Source organism: Porphyrobacter sp. ULC335 (genome assembly GCF_025917005.1).
GTDB lineage: Bacteria > Pseudomonadota > Alphaproteobacteria > Sphingomonadales > Sphingomonadaceae > Erythrobacter.
Genome location: NZ_CP078091.1, coordinates 1428031 through 1443066, shown reverse-complemented (window position 1 = coordinate 1443066; position 15036 = coordinate 1428031). Strand labels below are relative to the sequence as shown.

At 65.0% G+C, this 15036-nt stretch carries 17 protein-coding genes; 11 read left to right on the top strand and 6 right to left on the bottom strand.

The features are described from left to right. Nucleotide 1 precedes the first annotated feature (1 nt). Entirely contained in the window at nucleotides 2–1141 is a 1140-nt protein-coding gene (locus KVF90_RS07025; RefSeq protein ID WP_264394132.1) for an acyl-CoA dehydrogenase family protein, read from the bottom strand. Nucleotides 1142–1290: 149 nt separating this feature from the next. After that, a complete protein-coding gene (locus tag KVF90_RS07020; protein ID WP_264394131.1) occupies nucleotides 1291–2484 on the bottom strand; it encodes an acyl-CoA dehydrogenase family protein in 1194 nt (397 codons plus the stop codon). A 211-nt stretch (nucleotides 2485–2695) separates the two neighbouring features. On the opposite strand from KVF90_RS07020, the gene KVF90_RS07015 reads away from it, so the two are divergent. The 8 genes from KVF90_RS07015 to KVF90_RS06980 all read left to right on the top strand — a co-directional run bounded on the left by KVF90_RS07015 (nucleotide 2696) and on the right by KVF90_RS06980 (nucleotide 9708). After that, nucleotides 2696–4132: an MFS transporter gene (locus tag KVF90_RS07015; protein ID WP_264394130.1), complete on the top strand. Its 1437-nt coding sequence runs from the start codon at nucleotides 2696–2698 to the stop codon at nucleotides 4130–4132. A gap of 78 nt (nucleotides 4133–4210) precedes the next feature. Further along, nucleotides 4211–5545 carry an acyl-CoA dehydrogenase family protein gene (locus KVF90_RS07010; RefSeq protein ID WP_264394129.1) on the top strand — a complete coding sequence of 445 codons (1335 nt, stop codon included), beginning with the start codon at nucleotides 4211–4213 and terminating at the stop codon, nucleotides 5543–5545. Nucleotides 5546–5697: 152 nt separating this feature from the next. Further along, nucleotides 5698–6786 (top strand): zinc-binding dehydrogenase, encoded by a 1089-nt coding sequence (locus KVF90_RS07005; protein ID WP_264394128.1) that lies wholly within the window; start codon nucleotides 5698–5700, stop codon nucleotides 6784–6786. After that, on the top strand, nucleotides 6786–7856 hold the full coding sequence (locus KVF90_RS07000; RefSeq protein ID WP_264394127.1) for a phosphotransferase family protein: 1071 nt from the start codon (nucleotides 6786–6788) through the stop codon (nucleotides 7854–7856). Before KVF90_RS07005 ends, KVF90_RS07000 begins: the two co-directional genes overlap by 1 nt. A gap of 117 nt (nucleotides 7857–7973) precedes the next feature. After that, complete coding sequence (dapD, locus tag KVF90_RS06995) at nucleotides 7974–8810, top strand: 2,3,4,5-tetrahydropyridine-2,6-dicarboxylate N-succinyltransferase (RefSeq protein ID WP_264394126.1); 837 nt, start codon at nucleotides 7974–7976, stop codon at nucleotides 8808–8810. Nucleotides 8811–8926: 116 nt separating this feature from the next. Next, a complete protein-coding gene (locus KVF90_RS06990) occupies nucleotides 8927–9214 on the top strand; it encodes a hypothetical protein (RefSeq protein WP_264394125.1) in 288 nt (95 codons plus the stop codon). Next, nucleotides 9211–9432: a DUF2945 domain-containing protein gene (locus tag KVF90_RS06985; RefSeq protein ID WP_264394124.1), complete on the top strand. Its 222-nt coding sequence runs from the start codon at nucleotides 9211–9213 to the stop codon at nucleotides 9430–9432. Before KVF90_RS06990 ends, KVF90_RS06985 begins: the two co-directional genes overlap by 4 nt. A 114-nt stretch (nucleotides 9433–9546) precedes the next feature. Continuing rightward, nucleotides 9547–9708, top strand: a complete 162-nt coding sequence (locus tag KVF90_RS06980; RefSeq protein ID WP_264394123.1) for a hypothetical protein — start codon at nucleotides 9547–9549, stop codon at nucleotides 9706–9708. Here the strand turns inward: KVF90_RS06980 and KVF90_RS06975 are convergent, their stop codons facing one another. After that, nucleotides 9709–11007: a dipeptidase gene (locus tag KVF90_RS06975; protein ID WP_264394122.1), complete on the bottom strand. Its 1299-nt coding sequence runs from the start codon at nucleotides 11005–11007 to the stop codon at nucleotides 9709–9711. Nucleotides 11008–11070: 63 nt separating this feature from the next. Between KVF90_RS06975 and KVF90_RS06970 the strand changes: the two genes are divergently transcribed. Beyond that, nucleotides 11071–11511 (top strand): cupin domain-containing protein, encoded by a 441-nt coding sequence (locus KVF90_RS06970; RefSeq protein WP_264394121.1) that lies wholly within the window; start codon nucleotides 11071–11073, stop codon nucleotides 11509–11511. Then, nucleotides 11508–11909: a DoxX family protein gene (locus KVF90_RS06965; protein WP_264394120.1), complete on the top strand. Its 402-nt coding sequence runs from the start codon at nucleotides 11508–11510 to the stop codon at nucleotides 11907–11909. Before KVF90_RS06970 ends, KVF90_RS06965 begins: the two co-directional genes overlap by 4 nt. Before the next feature lie 80 nt (nucleotides 11910–11989). Here KVF90_RS06965 and KVF90_RS06960 read toward each other — a convergent pair whose 3' ends face one another. Both KVF90_RS06960 and KVF90_RS06955 read right to left on the bottom strand, forming a co-directional pair. Next, a complete protein-coding gene (locus KVF90_RS06960; RefSeq protein WP_413677019.1) occupies nucleotides 11990–12244 on the bottom strand; it encodes an SWIB/MDM2 domain-containing protein in 255 nt (84 codons plus the stop codon). Between the two features lie 28 nt (nucleotides 12245–12272). Beyond that, nucleotides 12273–12863 (bottom strand): YbhB/YbcL family Raf kinase inhibitor-like protein, encoded by a 591-nt coding sequence (locus KVF90_RS06955; protein ID WP_264394119.1) that lies wholly within the window; start codon nucleotides 12861–12863, stop codon nucleotides 12273–12275. Nucleotides 12864–13104: 241 nt separating this feature from the next. Here KVF90_RS06955 and KVF90_RS06950 point away from each other — a divergent pair, with 241 nt between their 5' ends. Beyond that, the gene (locus tag KVF90_RS06950; RefSeq protein WP_264394118.1) at nucleotides 13105–14586 is read left to right on the top strand and encodes a S41 family peptidase; all 1482 of its coding nucleotides are present in this window, start codon (nucleotides 13105–13107) and stop codon (nucleotides 14584–14586) included. A 26-nt stretch (nucleotides 14587–14612) separates the two neighbouring features. Here the strand turns inward: KVF90_RS06950 and KVF90_RS06945 are convergent, their stop codons facing one another. Then, on the bottom strand, nucleotides 14613–15020 hold the full coding sequence (locus KVF90_RS06945; protein ID WP_264394117.1) for a GFA family protein: 408 nt from the start codon (nucleotides 15018–15020) through the stop codon (nucleotides 14613–14615). Between the last annotated feature and the right edge of the window lie 16 nt (nucleotides 15021–15036).

Below are 15036 nucleotides of genomic sequence, written 5' to 3'. Positions count from 1 at the left end.
ATCAATATCCGCTCAAGGTCGCCACGCGGTTCGCGTGGAAGTGGGCATCGCCCAGGAATTCGGCCAGCGCGCGGTCGCGCTTCATGTAGAGGCCGATGTCGTATTCGTCAGTCATGCCGATGCCGCCGTGCATCTGCACGCCTTCCTGCACGGCGAGGCGCGCGGTCTTGGCAACCTTCGCCTTGGCGACGCTCGCCATCAGCTCTGCGCTTGGCGCGCCCGCATCAAGCAGCTGCTGCGCCTTGATCGTCACCGCGCGAGCGATTTCGACTTCGGAATAGAGGTGGCTGGCGCGGTGCTGGAGCGCCTGAAACTCACCGATCAGCTTGCCGAACTGCTTGCGCTGCTTGAGGTAGTCGACGGTCATATCCATCGCCCCGCGAGCCACGCCCACGCCTTCCGCCGCCGCACCAACGCGCCCTGCGAGCAGCATGGCATCGAGCACGGCGCGGCCGCCGTCGATCTCACCGATCACAGCGTCGCCGTCCAGCTCGACCGCATCGAACCTGGTGTGGGTCGCCATTGAAGAGTCCACAAGGCGGACAACCTCATGGCTCATCCCCGAAGCGTCCTTGGGCACGGCAAACAGCGTGATCCCGTCTGCGTCCTCGTCCCCGCCGGATGTGCGCGCGGCGACCACGATCATGTCCGAGCTGGCGCCCTGAATGACGAAGCTCTTGGAGCCAGAAAGCTTGAACCCGTTGCCTGACTTCTCGGCGCGGGTGGCAATGCGGCTAGGGCGATGCTTGGCGGTCTCGTCAATGGCGACGGCGAACACCGAATCGCCCGCGATGAGGCCGGGGAGATAGCGGCCCTTGAGGTCGTCCGAGCCGTGCTTCAGTGCGGTTGCAGCCAGCACGGATGAGGTCAGGAACGGCGAAGGCGTGAGGTTGCGGCCGATTTCCTCGAGCACGATCCCGGCTTCGACATGGCCCATGCCGAGCCCGCCGTCCGCCTCGTCCACCAGCATGCCGGTGAAGCCCATCTCGGCCATCTGCTTCCACAGGCCATGGCCGAAACCGTCCTTGCAATTGCGGTCGCGCCAGTGGCGCAGCTGCCGGGCGATGTTGCCTTCCTCGGCAATGAAGCCGCGCGCGGTATCGGCGAGCATCGCCTGATCTTCGTTGTGATACAGGGGCATTCGAATTTCCTCTCCCATGCCCCCTCCCGCCTGCGGGAGGGGAGTGAGACTTGGCCGCGCCAGCGGCCTAGTCGCAACGGGGTGGGCCTCCGTGCGGTTGCACTTGCCCACCCCCGACCCCTCCCGCAAGCGGGAGGGGAGAATGACGTTTAAGCGCCCGGCAGATCGAGAATGCGCTTGGCGATGACGTTGAGCATCACCTCGCTGGTGCCGCCTTCGATTGAGTTCGCCTTGGTCCGCAGCCAGCTGCGTGACGGCTTGCCGCCTTCCGTCGCGTCACTCTCCCATTCGAGAGCGCGTGATCCGCCAACCGCCATCATCATTTCGTGGCGGCGCTTGTTCAGTTCGGTCCCGGCATACTTCATCATGTTCGGCTGCGCGGGATGCGCCTTGCCGACCTTGATCTCGTCAAGGAACTTCTCGCCCATCGCGGTGTAGGCCAGCGCATCAACATCGAACATGGCGAGTTCGGCGCGCAAGACAGGATCGAGATCATCGCCGAGCTTTGCGGCATGGCGCTTCATCGCCGCGCCTATCCCGGCGGTGCGATCCCCGCCGTCGGCGCCCGAAATCATCTCGCGCTCGTGGCCGAGCAGATACTTGGCCACATCCCAGCCGCGGTTGATCTGACCCACGTAAGCCGGGCAATCATCGCCGTAGGACTTGGGCACCTGCACATCATCGAAGAAGGTCTCGCAGAAGGGCGAGTTGCCGCTGATCAGCAGGATCGGCTTGGTGGTCACCCCTTCGCTCGCCATGTCGAACAGCATGAAGGTGATGCCCTGATACTTGTCAGCCTTGTCCGTGCGGACGAGGCAGAAGATCCAGTCGGCGTGATCGGCGTAGGAGGTCCAGATCTTCTGGCCGTTGACGACCCAGCTTTCACCCTTGTCCTCGCCGAAGGTCTGCAAGGACACCAGGTCGCTGCCTGAGCCCGGTTCCGAATAGCCCTGACACCAGCGAATTTCGCCGCGGGCGATTTCATTCAGGAAGCGCTGCTTCTGGCCTTCGGTGCCGAAATGCAGCAGCGCCGGGCCGAGCATCCAGATGCCGAAGCTGCTGAGCGGCGGGCGCGCGCCGATACGGCCCATTTCCTCGCGCAGCACCTTGGCCTCGGCCGGGCTTAGACCCGCGCCACCATAGGCTTTGGGCCAGCTTGGCACGGTGTAGCCCTTCGCCACGCAGGCTTCGAGCCATGCCTTTTGCGCGTCATTCTTGAACGTCGCACGGCGGCCGCCCCAGTAGATATCGCTCTCGTCACGCACCGGTTCGCGCATTTCGGCAGGGCAGTTCGCCTCCAGCCATGCTCGGGTTTCGCTGCGGAATGCTTCCAGATCAGCCATGGGCCGACTCTCCTCTCTCAAGCTCTCACTTGACGCTTACGTTAGTGGCATTTGGACGGGGCCTGCAAGCGCCGATCGCGCGCTCTGCGATGCCGTAGCGTCAGTCGCGCGCCGATTGACGGGGCGAGCAATCGGTCTAGGTTCGAAACCGAAAAGGGAGAGTGACGTTGTCCGGATTCGGCGATTGGCCTGGCCTCAAGGGCGGGCGCGGATGACCATCATCGCAGGGCCGCTTCCGGGCAGGCTCAAACTGATGCATGGCTTCGGCGCGGTCGCCTTCGGGGTGAAGGACGGCGGCTTTTCGTTCTTCCTGCTGCCGTTCTACAACCTTGTGCTGGGAGTCGATGCCGGGATCGTCGGCGCGGCGCTGGCGACGGCGCTGATCATCGATGCCCTCGCCGATCCGCTGATCGGGCACTTGTCCGACCGCACCTACACCCGCTGGGGCCGCCGCCTGCCGTGGCTCTACTTGGCGCCAGTGCCGCTGGCGATGGCCTGGGCGCTGATGTGGTCGCCGCCCTTCACCGGCGTGCCGACCTTTTGGGAGATCGTGCTGTTGGCCGTCGGCGTTCGGTTGCTGCTGTCTGCTTGCGAGGTACCTTCGATCAGCATGGTGCCTGAAATCACCAATGATTATGTGGAGCGCACCACGCTGTTCCGGTACCGCTTCCTGTCAGGCTGGGTCGGCGGGCTGACCATGTCTGTGTTGGCCTTCACGGTGTTCTTGCCGACTCCGGAGTCGCAGCTGCAGCCCGGTGGCTACGCCGTGTTCGGAATGGTCGGCGCGGTCGCCATTCTGGTTTCGGTCATTGGCTCGGCGCTCGGACAGCACAGCTATGTCGCGCGGATGCCTGAATCCGCGCCGCCACCCTTTTCGCTGCGGCTCGCCTTTGCCGACATCATCGAAGCCTTCCGTGAGCGAGCATTCGTGATCTTCGCATATGGAGCACTGGCCGCCTACATCAGCCAGGGAGTGACGCTGTCGATCACACTCTATGTGATCCGCTATGTGTGGCAGTTCAGCGAACTCGCATTCAAGCTCTACCCCTTGGCGCTGGGCCTGTCGGTGGTGGCGATGTTCGTTCTGGTCGGTCCGCTGCACCGCCGATTTGGCAAGCCGCTTAGCGGGGCAGGCGGCGCGCTTGCCGCGCTTGCCATCGCGGGGACACCTTACGTGCTCTACCTCGTCGGATGGTGGCCACAAACCGGCGGCGCGCTGTCGACCAGTCTTTTCATCGCCTTCATGGTGGCCGCCAACACCGCCGGGGTCGTGTCGATCATCTCGGCAACGTCAATGGTGGCCGAAATCGTCGAGGCCTTCGAGGAACGCACCGGCAAGCGCGCCGAAGGCACCTTCTATGCGGGCAATTGGCTAATTCAGAAGTCGGCGACCGGCGGGGGCATTCTGCTTACCAGCCTGATCGTCGAAACGATCGGTCTGGAGCCGGGCACCGCGCAGACTGCTGTCGCTCCCGCTGTGGTCGCCAACCTTGCGCTGGCTTACCTGCTGGTTACCGCCGTGCTGGCGGTTATTGGGGCATTCTGGCTCGCCCGTTTTCCGATCACGCGCGCCGATCACGAGGCTCGCCTTGCTTCGCGGATCGCGGGTGAGCGTGCCGCAACGGCAGGTGCCGCGCCCCATAAATGAGAGCTTGGCGCTGGCCGCGTGCTCTGCCACGGTTGGCGCAGATTAGATTGCAATTGAAGACGAGAGAGGAACACCCCCATGGATTTCGAACCCACCGAACGCCAGCTTTACTGGCGCAATCGCGTGCGCGACTTCATCGAGGCGCATGTGCGCCCCAACATGGCAGTCTATGACCAGCAGGAGCACGAAGGCGAGCGCTGGAAGGTGCTGCCGATCGTCGAGGAAACCAAGGCCAAGGCCAAGGCGGCCGGCATCTGGAACCTGTTCATGCCGCCCCGCAATGACAGCCACCATCATGTCGATGACTCGTTCGAATTCGAAGGGCCCGGCCTTACCAACCTCGAATACGCCATGTGTGCCGAGGAAATGGGCCGCATCGGTTGGGCGAGCGAGGTGTTCAACTGCTCGGCGCCCGATACCGGCAACATGGAAGTGTTCCACCGCTACGGCACACGCGACCAGAAGGAGCAGTGGCTGCGCCCGCTGATGAACGGCGAAGTCCGTTCGGCCTTCCTGATGACCGAGCCGAACACCGCCTCGTCGGATGCCACCAACATCGAAACCCGCATCGAACGGGACGGCGATCACTACATCATCAATGGTCGCAAGTGGTGGTCGTCCGGCCTCGGCGATCCGCGTTGCAAGATCGCGATCCTGATGGGCAAGACCAATCCCGATGCGCAGCGCCATTCGCAGCAGTCGCAGATCCTGATGCCGATCGACACTCCCGGCGTGAACATCCTGCGTCACCTGCCTGTGTTCGGCTATGACGACGCACCGCACGGCCACATGGAAGTCGAGATGGTCAACGTTCGCGTGCCCGCAGAGAACATCCTGCTCGGCGAAGGCCGCGGGTTCGAGATCGCGCAAGGGCGCCTCGGGCCGGGCCGCATCCACCACTGCATGCGCACCATCGGTGCTGCTGAAGAGGCGCTGGAGAAAATGTGCCGCCGCCTTCAGGAACGCGAAGCGTTCGGCAAGCCGGTTTACAAGCACTCGGTCTGGGAAGAGCGCGTGGCGCGTGCGCGCATCGATATCGACATGACCCGTCTGCTCTGCCTCAAGGCGGCCGACATGATGGACAAGGTCGGCAACAAGGCGGCCAAACAGGAAATCGCCATGATCAAGGTGCAGGCCCCCAACATGGCGCTGCGGATCATCGACGATGCGATCCAGGCCCATGGCGGTGGCGGCGTATCGGACGATTACGGCCTCGCCCGCAGCTACGCCAACCAGCGCACCCTGCGTCTGGCGGATGGGCCGGACGAAGTCCACGCCCGCTCGATCGCGCACATGGAGTTCGCCAAGCACGCACCCCGCCCCGGCCCCACGGCCAACGCCCTGCGCGGCGATCATGGCCGGGCGGTCGAACCGCAGAGCTTCAGCTCGGGCGACATGGGCGTGGCGCGCTGATCGCAATCTCCCCCTCCTCTTTAGAGGAGGGGGTCGGGGGGTGGTGGCGAGCGCAGCGAGCGCGACAGACACCACCCCGCTGCGACTAGGCGGCAAAGCCGCCAAGTCTCGCGCCCCTCCTCTCAAGAGGAGGGGGAAGACGGAGAAGGCCATTGGCAAAAGCCGCCATACTTGAAGCACCCGGCGAGGGGCTCAGAATCGCTGAAGTGACCTATGCCGATCCCGGCCCGCACGAGGTGCTGATCGACACAAAGGCCTGCGGGCTCTGCCATTCTGACCTGCACTTCATCGACGGGCATTACCCCCACGCCCTGCCCTGCATTCCCGGCCATGAGGCTGCGGGGATCGTGCGCGCGGTCGGCTCCGAAGTGCGTACCGTGAAGCCCGGCGATCACGTCGTCAGCTGCCTGTCGGCCTTCTGCGGCCACTGCGAGTTCTGCGTCACCGGCCGCATGGCGCTGTGCCTCGGCGGCGATACCCGCCGCGCCAAGGGCGATGCCTCGCGCATTGCCTTTGCCGACGGGTCGCCGGTCAACCAGATGCTCAACCTGTCGGCCCTGTCCGAACAGATGCTGATCCATGAACACGCCTGCGTCGCCATCGACAAGGACATGCCGTTTGACCGCGCCGCCCTGCTCGGCTGCGCAGTGACGACGGGCGCGGGGACGATCTTCAACGCCTGCAAGGTCACCCCGGGCGAGACTGTGCTGGTGGTCGGCTGCGGCGGCGTGGGTCTTGCCGCAATCAACGCCGCGAAAATCGCCGGCGCGGCCAAGATCATCGCCGCCGATCCGCTCCCCGAAAAGCGCGAACTCGCCAAGGTGCTGGGCGCGACCCACACGGTCGATGCCCTAGCCGAAGACGCGGCCAAGCAGATCATCGCGATTTCGGGCGGCGGGGTCGATTGGGGGATCGAGGCGGTGGGCCGTCAGGCTTCGGCGGATCTCGCGGTCGCCAGCCTCAAGCGCGGCGGGACGGCAGTGATCCTCGGCATGATGCCGCTCGACTGCAAGGTCGGGCTATCGGCCTTCGACCTGCTCGGCGGCAAAAAGCTGATGGGCGCGCTGATGGGGATGAACCACTTCCCCGTCGATCTGCCGCGCCTCGTCGACTTCTACCTGCGCGGGCTGCTCGATCTGGACACGATCATCGCCGAGCGCATCCCGCTGGAAGCGGTGAATGAAGGTTTCAACATAATGCGCGCCGGCACCTCGGCCCGCACCGTGGTGGTGTTCGACTGATGGATATTGATTTCGACACGGAAATGGTCGGCACGGTCGAAGTGACCGAGAAGGACGCACTCGATCTGGGCGCGCTGACCACATGGTTCGAAGCCAATGTCGAAGGCTTCGCAGGCCCGATCAGCTACACCAAGTTCAAGGGTGGCCAGTCGAACCCGACTTACCGGATCGACACGCCGAACGCCTCTTACGTCCTGCGTCGCCAGCCCTTCGGCAAGCTTCTCCCCAGCGCCCATGCGGTCGACCGCGAATATGCGGCGATGACGGGGCTGTTCCCGACCGGTTTCCCGGTCCCGCGCACCTATGGGCTCTGCGAAGACCCTGAAGTGATCGGATCGAAGTTCTTCGTGATGAGCATGGCAGATGGCCGCAGCTTGTGGAACGGCGCGCTGCCCGGCCTGACGCCAGACGAACGCCGCCAGCACTACAACGCGCTGATCGACACCATGGCCGATCTTCACCTGAACCAGCCTGAAAACATCGGCATGGGCGATTACGGCAAGCCGACCGATTACTGCGCGCGCCAGATCGCCCGTTGGACCAAGCAGTACAAGCTGTCCGAAACCGAGCTGATGCCCGAAATGGAGCGGCTGATCGAATGGCTGCCGCAGACCATCCCTCCGCAGATCGCGAGCAGCGTGGTCCACGGTGACTACCGGCTCGACAACGTGATCTTCCACAAGACCGAAGCCCGCATCATCGCGGTGCTCGACTGGGAGCTGTCGACGCTGGGCGATCCGATCGCGGACTTCAGCTACCTGATGCTCAACTGGCACAACCCCGCCGATGGCCGTGCCGGGCTGCTGGGGCTGGATATCGAAGCGCTCGGCATCCCCTCGCAGGAGGAAGCGGTAGAGCGCTATGTCGCGCGCACCGGCTGGCCGGTTCCGCCGATGGACTGGTATTTCTCCTACAATCTGTTCCGCCTTGCCGGGATCATGCAGGGCATCAAGAAGCGGGTAATCGATGGAACTGCCTCGAGCGCCCACGCCCAGGCGATGAGCGACCGTGTGCGCCCGCTGGCCGAGCGGGCGTATCACTTCGCGTTGCAAGCGGGGATGCCCGCGTAGCCATCGGGCCGTTCCCAAGGGGCTTACGTATGCGGGCCGCGATGCTGTGCGGCGCGCTTGCCGGTGCGGCCAAGGCCCGCTAGGCGCGCTTCTGCAACCTGACGCCGGAGCACGCCCATGACCGAAGCCCTGATCACCGCCATCGAAGCCGCTTGGGACGACCGCGCGTCTGTCTCTCCCGGCCATCCGGTGGGCGAAGCTGTCGAAGCCGCGCTCGCCCTGCTCGATAGTGGCGCGGCACGGGTGGCCGCGCCTGACGGGAACGGCGGCTGGCAGGTCAACCAGTGGCTCAAGAAGGCGGTGCTCCTGAGCTTCCGCCTGAACGACAATGCCGTGGTCGATGGCGGCGCAGCCAGCGCTCCTGCCTATGACAAGGTGCCGCTGAAGTTCGCCGGTTGGGACGAGAACCGCTTCCGCGATGCCGGTTTCCGTGTGGTGCCGGGCGCGGTCGTGCGGCGCGGTGCGCATATTTCCAAGGGCGCGGTGCTGATGCCGAGCTTCGTCAACATCGGTGCTTACGTTGGCGAGAACACCATGATCGACACCTGGGCCACCGTCGGCTCTTGCGCGCAGATCGGCGCGAACGTCCACATCTCGGGCGGCGCAGGGATCGGCGGCGTGCTCGAACCGCTTCAGGCCGAACCCGTCATCATCGGTGATGGCGCCTTCATCGGCGCCCGCGCGGAAGTGGCTGAAGGCGTACGCGTGGGCGAAGGCGCGGTGCTGTCGATGGGCGTTTATCTCGGTGCCTCGACCAAGATCGTCGACCGCGCGACGGGACAAGTCCACATGGGCAGCGTGCCGCCCTATGCGGTGGTCGTCCCCGGCTCGATGCCCGGCAAGCCCCTGCCCGACGGCACCATGGGCCCGAGCCTCTACTGCGCAGTGATCGTCAAAACGGTGGACGCGCAGACCCGATCGAAGACCGGCATCAACGAGCTGCTACGCGACTGATCTGGCGGGCGCGCCAGCGGCTCGCCTTGCCGCGTTTGCGCGCTGCATGGTCCTGCGCCCGCGAACAATCGCGCCACCGCGGCATAGTACCCTGCTCACAATAGCAGGAGACGCCTATGCCCCGGCCCGATCAGAGTAACCGCATCGACGAAACAGATGCCAAGGGTGGCAGCAACGAGGGTGTTGTGCGCTGGGTGCTGCTGTTCAGCCTCGGTCTTGCGATCATTGCCATGACGATCATCTGGGTGACCGGCGCGCTCACCCAGGACGCTGACGAAAGCCAGGGCACGGCAACCGGCCGCGCGGAGGTTGAGGCTGAGGCCGCTTCCGATGACAGTTCGATCGACGGGATTACCGTAGATGATCCGGACGCTGGCGCACCTCCGACTTCGGCGGACCGATGAGCGATACCTTCCGCAAGGGTCAGAAGGTCAGCTGGGACTGGGGTGAAGGCACAGCCACAGGCAAGATCAAGGACCGCTACGAACGCAAGGTGACACGTAAAATCAAAGGTTCGGATATCACGCGCAACGGCGATGCCGATAATCCCGCATACCTGATCGAGCAGGATGACGGCGACGAGGTGCTGAAGCTGGCCAGTGAGCTCAAACCTGCTGGCTAGCCCTTTGCGGAGTTCCCCAATTCGCCGACCGACGGGAACGATTTGTCCTGCGCGGGTTTGATTGACGTAACGGAAGTCCCTTCCGCTACGTCAACAGGCGCAGGGAGAGCGACCATGGCCGACAAGAACGACGGCATCAGCATCGACGAGGTTGCCGCCCGCGGCGCCGTGACAAATACCGGCTTGCGCTATGTGCTGGGCTTCAGCCTCGGCCTCGCCGTGATCGCGATGAGCCTCGTGTGGATCATCCCTGCCCTGATCAACGCGAGCCACTGATCACTCCGCCTTGGCGGGCGGATTGATAAGCGTCTCGATCGGCGGATCGCCAGCAGCGCTGGCTGCATAGGCTTCGGCCGCGCGCATAACGCGAAGCACGTTGCGGCTGGCAATCATCTCCAGCTCCGCCTGCGAATAGCCGCGCTTCGCGAGTTCGGCGAAGAGCAGCGGGTAGCCGCGCACATCCTCGAACCCGACCGGGCCTGACGGCATCCCGTCGAAGTCCCCGCCGATACCCAGCGATTCCACTCCGGCGATCTTGCGGATGTGGTCGATGTGGTCGGCCATATGCTTGATCGTCGTCGCAGGCTCGGGGCTCGCCTTGTCCCATGCAGCCATCGCCTCGGTGACCTTCGTGGGCTGGCCCTGCCAGAGTGCCTTCAATCGTGCTTCCTCGCCCGAACGACGGGCGAACCACTGCCGCCGTTCCTCGTTGAGGAAACCGGGGAGCGCGACCACCATCACGATCCCGCCGTTCTCGGGCAGACGTGCCAGAACGGAGTCCGGCACGTTGCGGGGGTGGCCATTCACGCCCCGCGCACCAGAGTGGCTGAAGATCACCGGGGCCTTGGCCACATCCAGAGCGTCCATCATTGTCGCCTCGCTGACATGGGAGAGATCGACCAGCATCCCCAGCCGGTTCATCTCGCGCACCACGTCCTTGCCGAAGTCGGTCAGCCCGTCATGCTTCGGCGCATCGGTCGCCGCGTCCGCCCACGGCGTGTTGCTGTTGTGGGTGAGCGTCATGTACCGCGCGCCCAGCGCGTGGAGCTGGCGCAGCACACCAAGGCTCGATCCAATCGAATGGCCTCCCTCCATGCCGAGCAGCGAAGCGATCCGCCCTTCAGCCATGGCACGCTCCACCTGATCGGCGGTGGTGGCGAAACGCAAGGCGTCGGGATTGCGCGCGATCAGCCGCTTGGTAACGTCGATCTGCTCGATCACCTGCTGCACCGCCTCGGGCTCGTCGGGGTTGGAGGGGACATAGACCGACCAGAATTGCGCGCCGACCTTGCCCTGCCGCAGCCGCGCCAGATCGGTTTGCATGGCGCGCCCCTCAGGGTGCTCGGCGGCAGTGGCGGTGGTGTCCTCGAAATCGAAGGCGTTGATCTGGTTCGCCACACGGTCACGCAGCTGGTTGGGCACGTCGTTATGTCCGTCAAAAATCGGCGCGGCGTCGAGCGCGGCGTTGGCGGTGGTCTTTGCAGCGTCGACCGGGGCGGCGTCCTGCGCGGCAAGGGGGCTCGCCAACAACAACGCAGCGGACAGGGCAAGGCGCGAGGGCGTGGAGAGTTGCATGGGGTAAGCTCCCGAAGCTAGAGCGCCTGCACCGAAAGCTTCGGGACAGGCAAGGACAGGCACATGGATAGCGCGGCAGCACTGATCGAACAATTGGGCCTCTCTGCCCATCCCGAAGGCGGGTGGTACAAGGAAACGTGGCGCGGCGCGAGCGGCGCTGATGGCCGGGCCAGCGGCACCGCGATCATCTTCCTGCTCAAGGCGGGAGAGGCTTCGCACTGGCACACGGTCGATGCTGCCGAATTGTGGCTGTGGCAGGCAGGTGATCCCGTCGAATTGCGCCTTGCTGCGAGCGACGCAGGACCTGTGAGGTCGGTCATCCTTGGCAGCGACGTCAGCGCGGGGCAGCAGTTGCAGGGCGTGGTCGCGCCCGGCGAATGGCAGGCCGCCCGGCCCTCCGGCGCGCCGCAGCATGGCTACTCCCTCGTCTCATGCGTGGTGGTGCCGGGCTTCGACTTTGCCGGCTTCACGCTGGCCGCGCCGGAATGGGAGCCGGGCGCTTGATCCGGATTGTCCTGCGATGGCTGCTGGCGGCGTTCTATCTGTTGGCGGGCGTGATCCATCTGGCAAGGCCCGCCCCGTTCCTCACCATCATGCCCGCCTGGGTGCCCGCGCCCGAAGCGGTAGTGCTGTGGACGGGCGTGGCGGAAATCCTCGGCGCGATCGGGCTGGTGCAACCCTTCTCGAAGCCGCTGAGGCAAGCAGCGGGGTGGGGGCTGGCGGCCTATGCGCTGTGCGTGTGGCCGGCCAACATCAACCATCTTCTGATCGACATGGCCCGTCCCGATGGTGGCCTGGGCCTCGGCTACCACGTACCGCGCATGTTTGCGCAGCCCGCGATCATCTGGCTGGCGCTGTGGGTGGGAGAGTGTCTGCCGCTGCCCAAACGCGGCGGCGCCTGACGCAAAAACGGCGCGGACCCTACCGGATCGCGCGCCGCTGATGCTTCAAGCTGAAGGCCACCCGCAGGCGACCGCCAGACTTACTTGAGGTGCTTAGAGACCGCTGCGGTCATCTTGAACATCGAGATCTGGTCCTTGCCGATCACGGCGCCAAGCTTGGCATCGGGATTGATCTGACGCTTGTCCTTGGTGTCCTGCAGGTTGTGGGCCTTGATATATTCCCACACCTTCGAGGTCACCTGGGCGCGGGTCATCGGACCCTTGCCGATCACAGCTTCGAGATCCCCCGAAAGCGTAACCGGCTTCTGCAGTGCGTTGGTCGTGCCAGCCATCATCTACTCCCTTATCTAAGTGGCAGGTAATTCAAAAGTCATCATCTTCAAAGTCCGCATCATCATCCTCCCCGCCGCCGGTGAAGGTGGCGTGAAGCACTGCGCAGGCCGTAATCGTCCCTTGCAATGATGCGAGCAGTTCCGCTCGCCCTGCGCCGGGCATCAGCACCAGCGGCAGGTCGGTCGCGAACAGTTGGAACAGGTAGTGGCGCGTCTCGCCCTCGGGCGGGGCGGGCAGCAGCCATTCGGAATTGCCGAGCGCGTTCTTGCCGGTGCGCGGCGGCACCTCGCCTTCCAGCAGCTTGCCGCGCTGGCCCGCAAGGCCCCAGACCAGCCAGTGGCACGCGGGCTCGGCACCCTTGGCCGAAGCATCCTCGACCATCAGCACCAGTTCCTGCGTTCCCGGAGGCGGCGCGCTCCATTCGAGCGGCGGGGCGACAGCATCTTCTTCGGCCGCGGTGAAGCTCGGGTCGAGCGCCTCGCCCGCATTGAAAGCGGGGCTGATGAGCGCAAACCCGCCACGCGCATATAGCTGCGCCGAACCCAGCTTCGCCACGGCGAGACCGGGATGACGCGCGGGCGCGGGCACATGGGGTGCAAGCCAGGCAGGAAAATCAGTCATGATTCTGTCGCTTCATCGCCCTCGTGCTAGTCCGTTCGGATGCCCGATACGAGACTTCGCAAGCCGGTTTTTCGCGGTTTCTGAGGAAAACCCCGCAAATGCGGGCAAAAAGGTCACGCTTTTCGCTGGATTCATGGGGAATTTCATCGGCCCGCCTTGCTCTTGGCCTCGCTCCATTGCATCCCTGACAGCCCGGACCGCCCCCTTGGCCCGTCCAGAATCTGCCGGAGATGCCCGCGCCGTGACGTTCGCCCGCACTGCTCTCAGCCTTGTTCTTGCCGTTCAACTGGCCGCCTGTGGCGGCGGCGGGTCGTCGTCCTCGCCCCCGGCGACCGGCGGAGGCGGCACACCCGCCCCCAGCCCGACGCCCGCCGCCTGTTCGCTACGCGCCCGGCAGGACTTCGCCGATCAGGTGCTCAACGAATGGTACCTGTTCCCCGAACTGCTCGCCACCGTGAACCAGAACTCGGTCACCAACCTCGACGACTATCTCGACGCCCGCGTGGCGCCCGCACGCGCGGCGAACCGGGATCGCTTCTTCACCTTCGCGACGTCCATCGCGGAAGAGAACGCGGTGATCAACTCCGGCTCCTCCGCGGGCTTCGGCATCCGCCTCTCCTATGACACGGCCAACCGTCGCCTGTTCGTGGTCGAGGCCTATGAAGGCGCGCCGGGGCTTGCCGCCGGGCTCGACCGCGGGACCGAGATCACCGCGATCGGCACCACCAGCGCAAATCTCCAGAGCGTATCCAGCCTCTTCGCCATCCCCGGCGACAATGGCGGCGCACAGGCCGTTGCCAATGCGCTCGGCCCGTCCGATCCGGGCGTTAGCCGCGTGCTGCGTTTCACCCAGCCGGGCGGCGCGGTGATAGAACGGTCGATCACCAAGACCGAATTCGCGCTCGATCCCGTCTCAGACCGCTACGGCGCGCTGATCCTCAACGATGGGGGCAAGCGGGTCGGCTATCTCAACCTGCGCACCTTCATCGTCTCGGATGCCGCCAATCAGCTGCGCACCGCCTTCGGCCAGTTTGCAGCGCAGGGCGTGACCGAGTTGATCCTCGACCTGCGCTACAACGGCGGCGGGTTGGTGAGCGTTGGCGACACCTTCGGCGACCTGATGGGCGCTGGCCGCGTGGGTCAGGTGTGGAGCAAGGAAATCCTGCGCGCATCGAAATCAGCGGAGAACAGCACGCGCCTGTTCCGCACCGAGGCCAATGCCATCGCACCCACCAAGGTCGCGGTGATCACCACCGGATCGAGTGCATCGGCGAGCGAGCTCGTTGCCAATTCGTTGATCCCCTATCTTGGCAGTAATCTGGCGCTGGTCGGGGCCAACTCCTTCGGCAAGCCGGTCGGCCAGTTCGGCTTTGACCTCGCCGCCTGCGACCTGCGCGTGCGGGCGGTGGCGTTCCGGACGGTCAATGCTAACGATCAGGGCGATTACTATACCGGCCTTGCCAGCGTGATGCCCAACACCTGCCGCGCGGGCGACGACATCGCCTTCCCGCTGGGCGACCCGCGCGAGGCTTCGATTGCGACGGCGCTCAACTTCCTAGGCGGGCGCACCTGTTCGCCGATCACTTCCAGCCGCACCGCCAGTGCGACCGGAGGAGCAACGCAAGGCGAACGCCTCGGCGGGGGTGTGGACCTGCCCGAGCGCGTGCCACTCCAGCCGCGCCGGCCGGGCCCTGCACAGCACGAGCTGCCGGGCCTCTACTGACGGCCCCGACGAACGTGCCGCGGGGCTTACAACCCCTGCGGCACAGTCTCGAACGCGGGCAGATCGCCGAGGTCGACCCAGTCCTGCTTGCTTTTGGCATAGCAGTGGAAGGCAGGCTTCAGGATGCTGGTATCGTCCAGCGTCCCGGCCTTGATGAACATCATCCCCGGAGGGCTGTCGACGCGGGTGAATACCGGCGAACCGCAGGTTCCACAGAACTGCCGCCGCACGGTCGCGCCGCTATCGCCGGTGTCATTATAGGTGGTGAGCTCGCCTTCGAAGGCGACCGCCGTATCCGGCACCCCGACGATCACCGAAAGCGCGCTGCCCGCCTGACGCTGGCAATTCTTGCAGTGGCAGGTGACGCACAGCAGCGGGTCGCTTTCGCAGGTATAGCGTACCTTGCCGCACAGGCAGCCTCCGGTCATCGTCATGGCGTTTCTCTCCCCT

Coding starts and splice junctions, on each gene's coding strand:
- KVF90_RS07025 (WP_264394132.1), bottom strand. CDS start 1,141: ATGCCCCTGTATCACAACGAAGATCAGGCGATGCTCGCCGATACCGCG.
- KVF90_RS07020 (WP_264394131.1), bottom strand. CDS start 2,484: ATGGCTGATCTGGAAGCATTCCGCAGCGAAACCCGAGCATGGCTGGAG.
- KVF90_RS07015 (WP_264394130.1), top strand. CDS start 2,696: ATGACCATCATCGCAGGGCCGCTTCCGGGCAGGCTCAAACTGATGCAT.
- KVF90_RS07010 (WP_264394129.1), top strand. CDS start 4,211: ATGGATTTCGAACCCACCGAACGCCAGCTTTACTGGCGCAATCGCGTG.
- KVF90_RS07000 (WP_264394127.1), top strand. CDS start 6,786: ATGGATATTGATTTCGACACGGAAATGGTCGGCACGGTCGAAGTGACC.
- dapD (WP_264394126.1), top strand. CDS start 7,974: ATGACCGAAGCCCTGATCACCGCCATCGAAGCCGCTTGGGACGACCGC.
- KVF90_RS06990 (WP_264394125.1), top strand. CDS start 8,927: ATGCCCCGGCCCGATCAGAGTAACCGCATCGACGAAACAGATGCCAAG.
- KVF90_RS06985 (WP_264394124.1), top strand. CDS start 9,211: ATGAGCGATACCTTCCGCAAGGGTCAGAAGGTCAGCTGGGACTGGGGT.
- KVF90_RS06980 (WP_264394123.1), top strand. CDS start 9,547: ATGGCCGACAAGAACGACGGCATCAGCATCGACGAGGTTGCCGCCCGC.
- KVF90_RS06975 (WP_264394122.1), bottom strand. CDS start 11,007: ATGCAACTCTCCACGCCCTCGCGCCTTGCCCTGTCCGCTGCGTTGTTG.
- KVF90_RS06970 (WP_264394121.1), top strand. CDS start 11,071: ATGGATAGCGCGGCAGCACTGATCGAACAATTGGGCCTCTCTGCCCAT.
- KVF90_RS06960 (WP_413677019.1), bottom strand. CDS start 12,244: ATGATGGCTGGCACGACCAACGCACTGCAGAAGCCGGTTACGCTTTCG.
- KVF90_RS06955 (WP_264394119.1), bottom strand. CDS start 12,863: ATGACTGATTTTCCTGCCTGGCTTGCACCCCATGTGCCCGCGCCCGCG.
- KVF90_RS06945 (WP_264394117.1), bottom strand. CDS start 15,020: ATGACGATGACCGGAGGCTGCCTGTGCGGCAAGGTACGCTATACCTGC.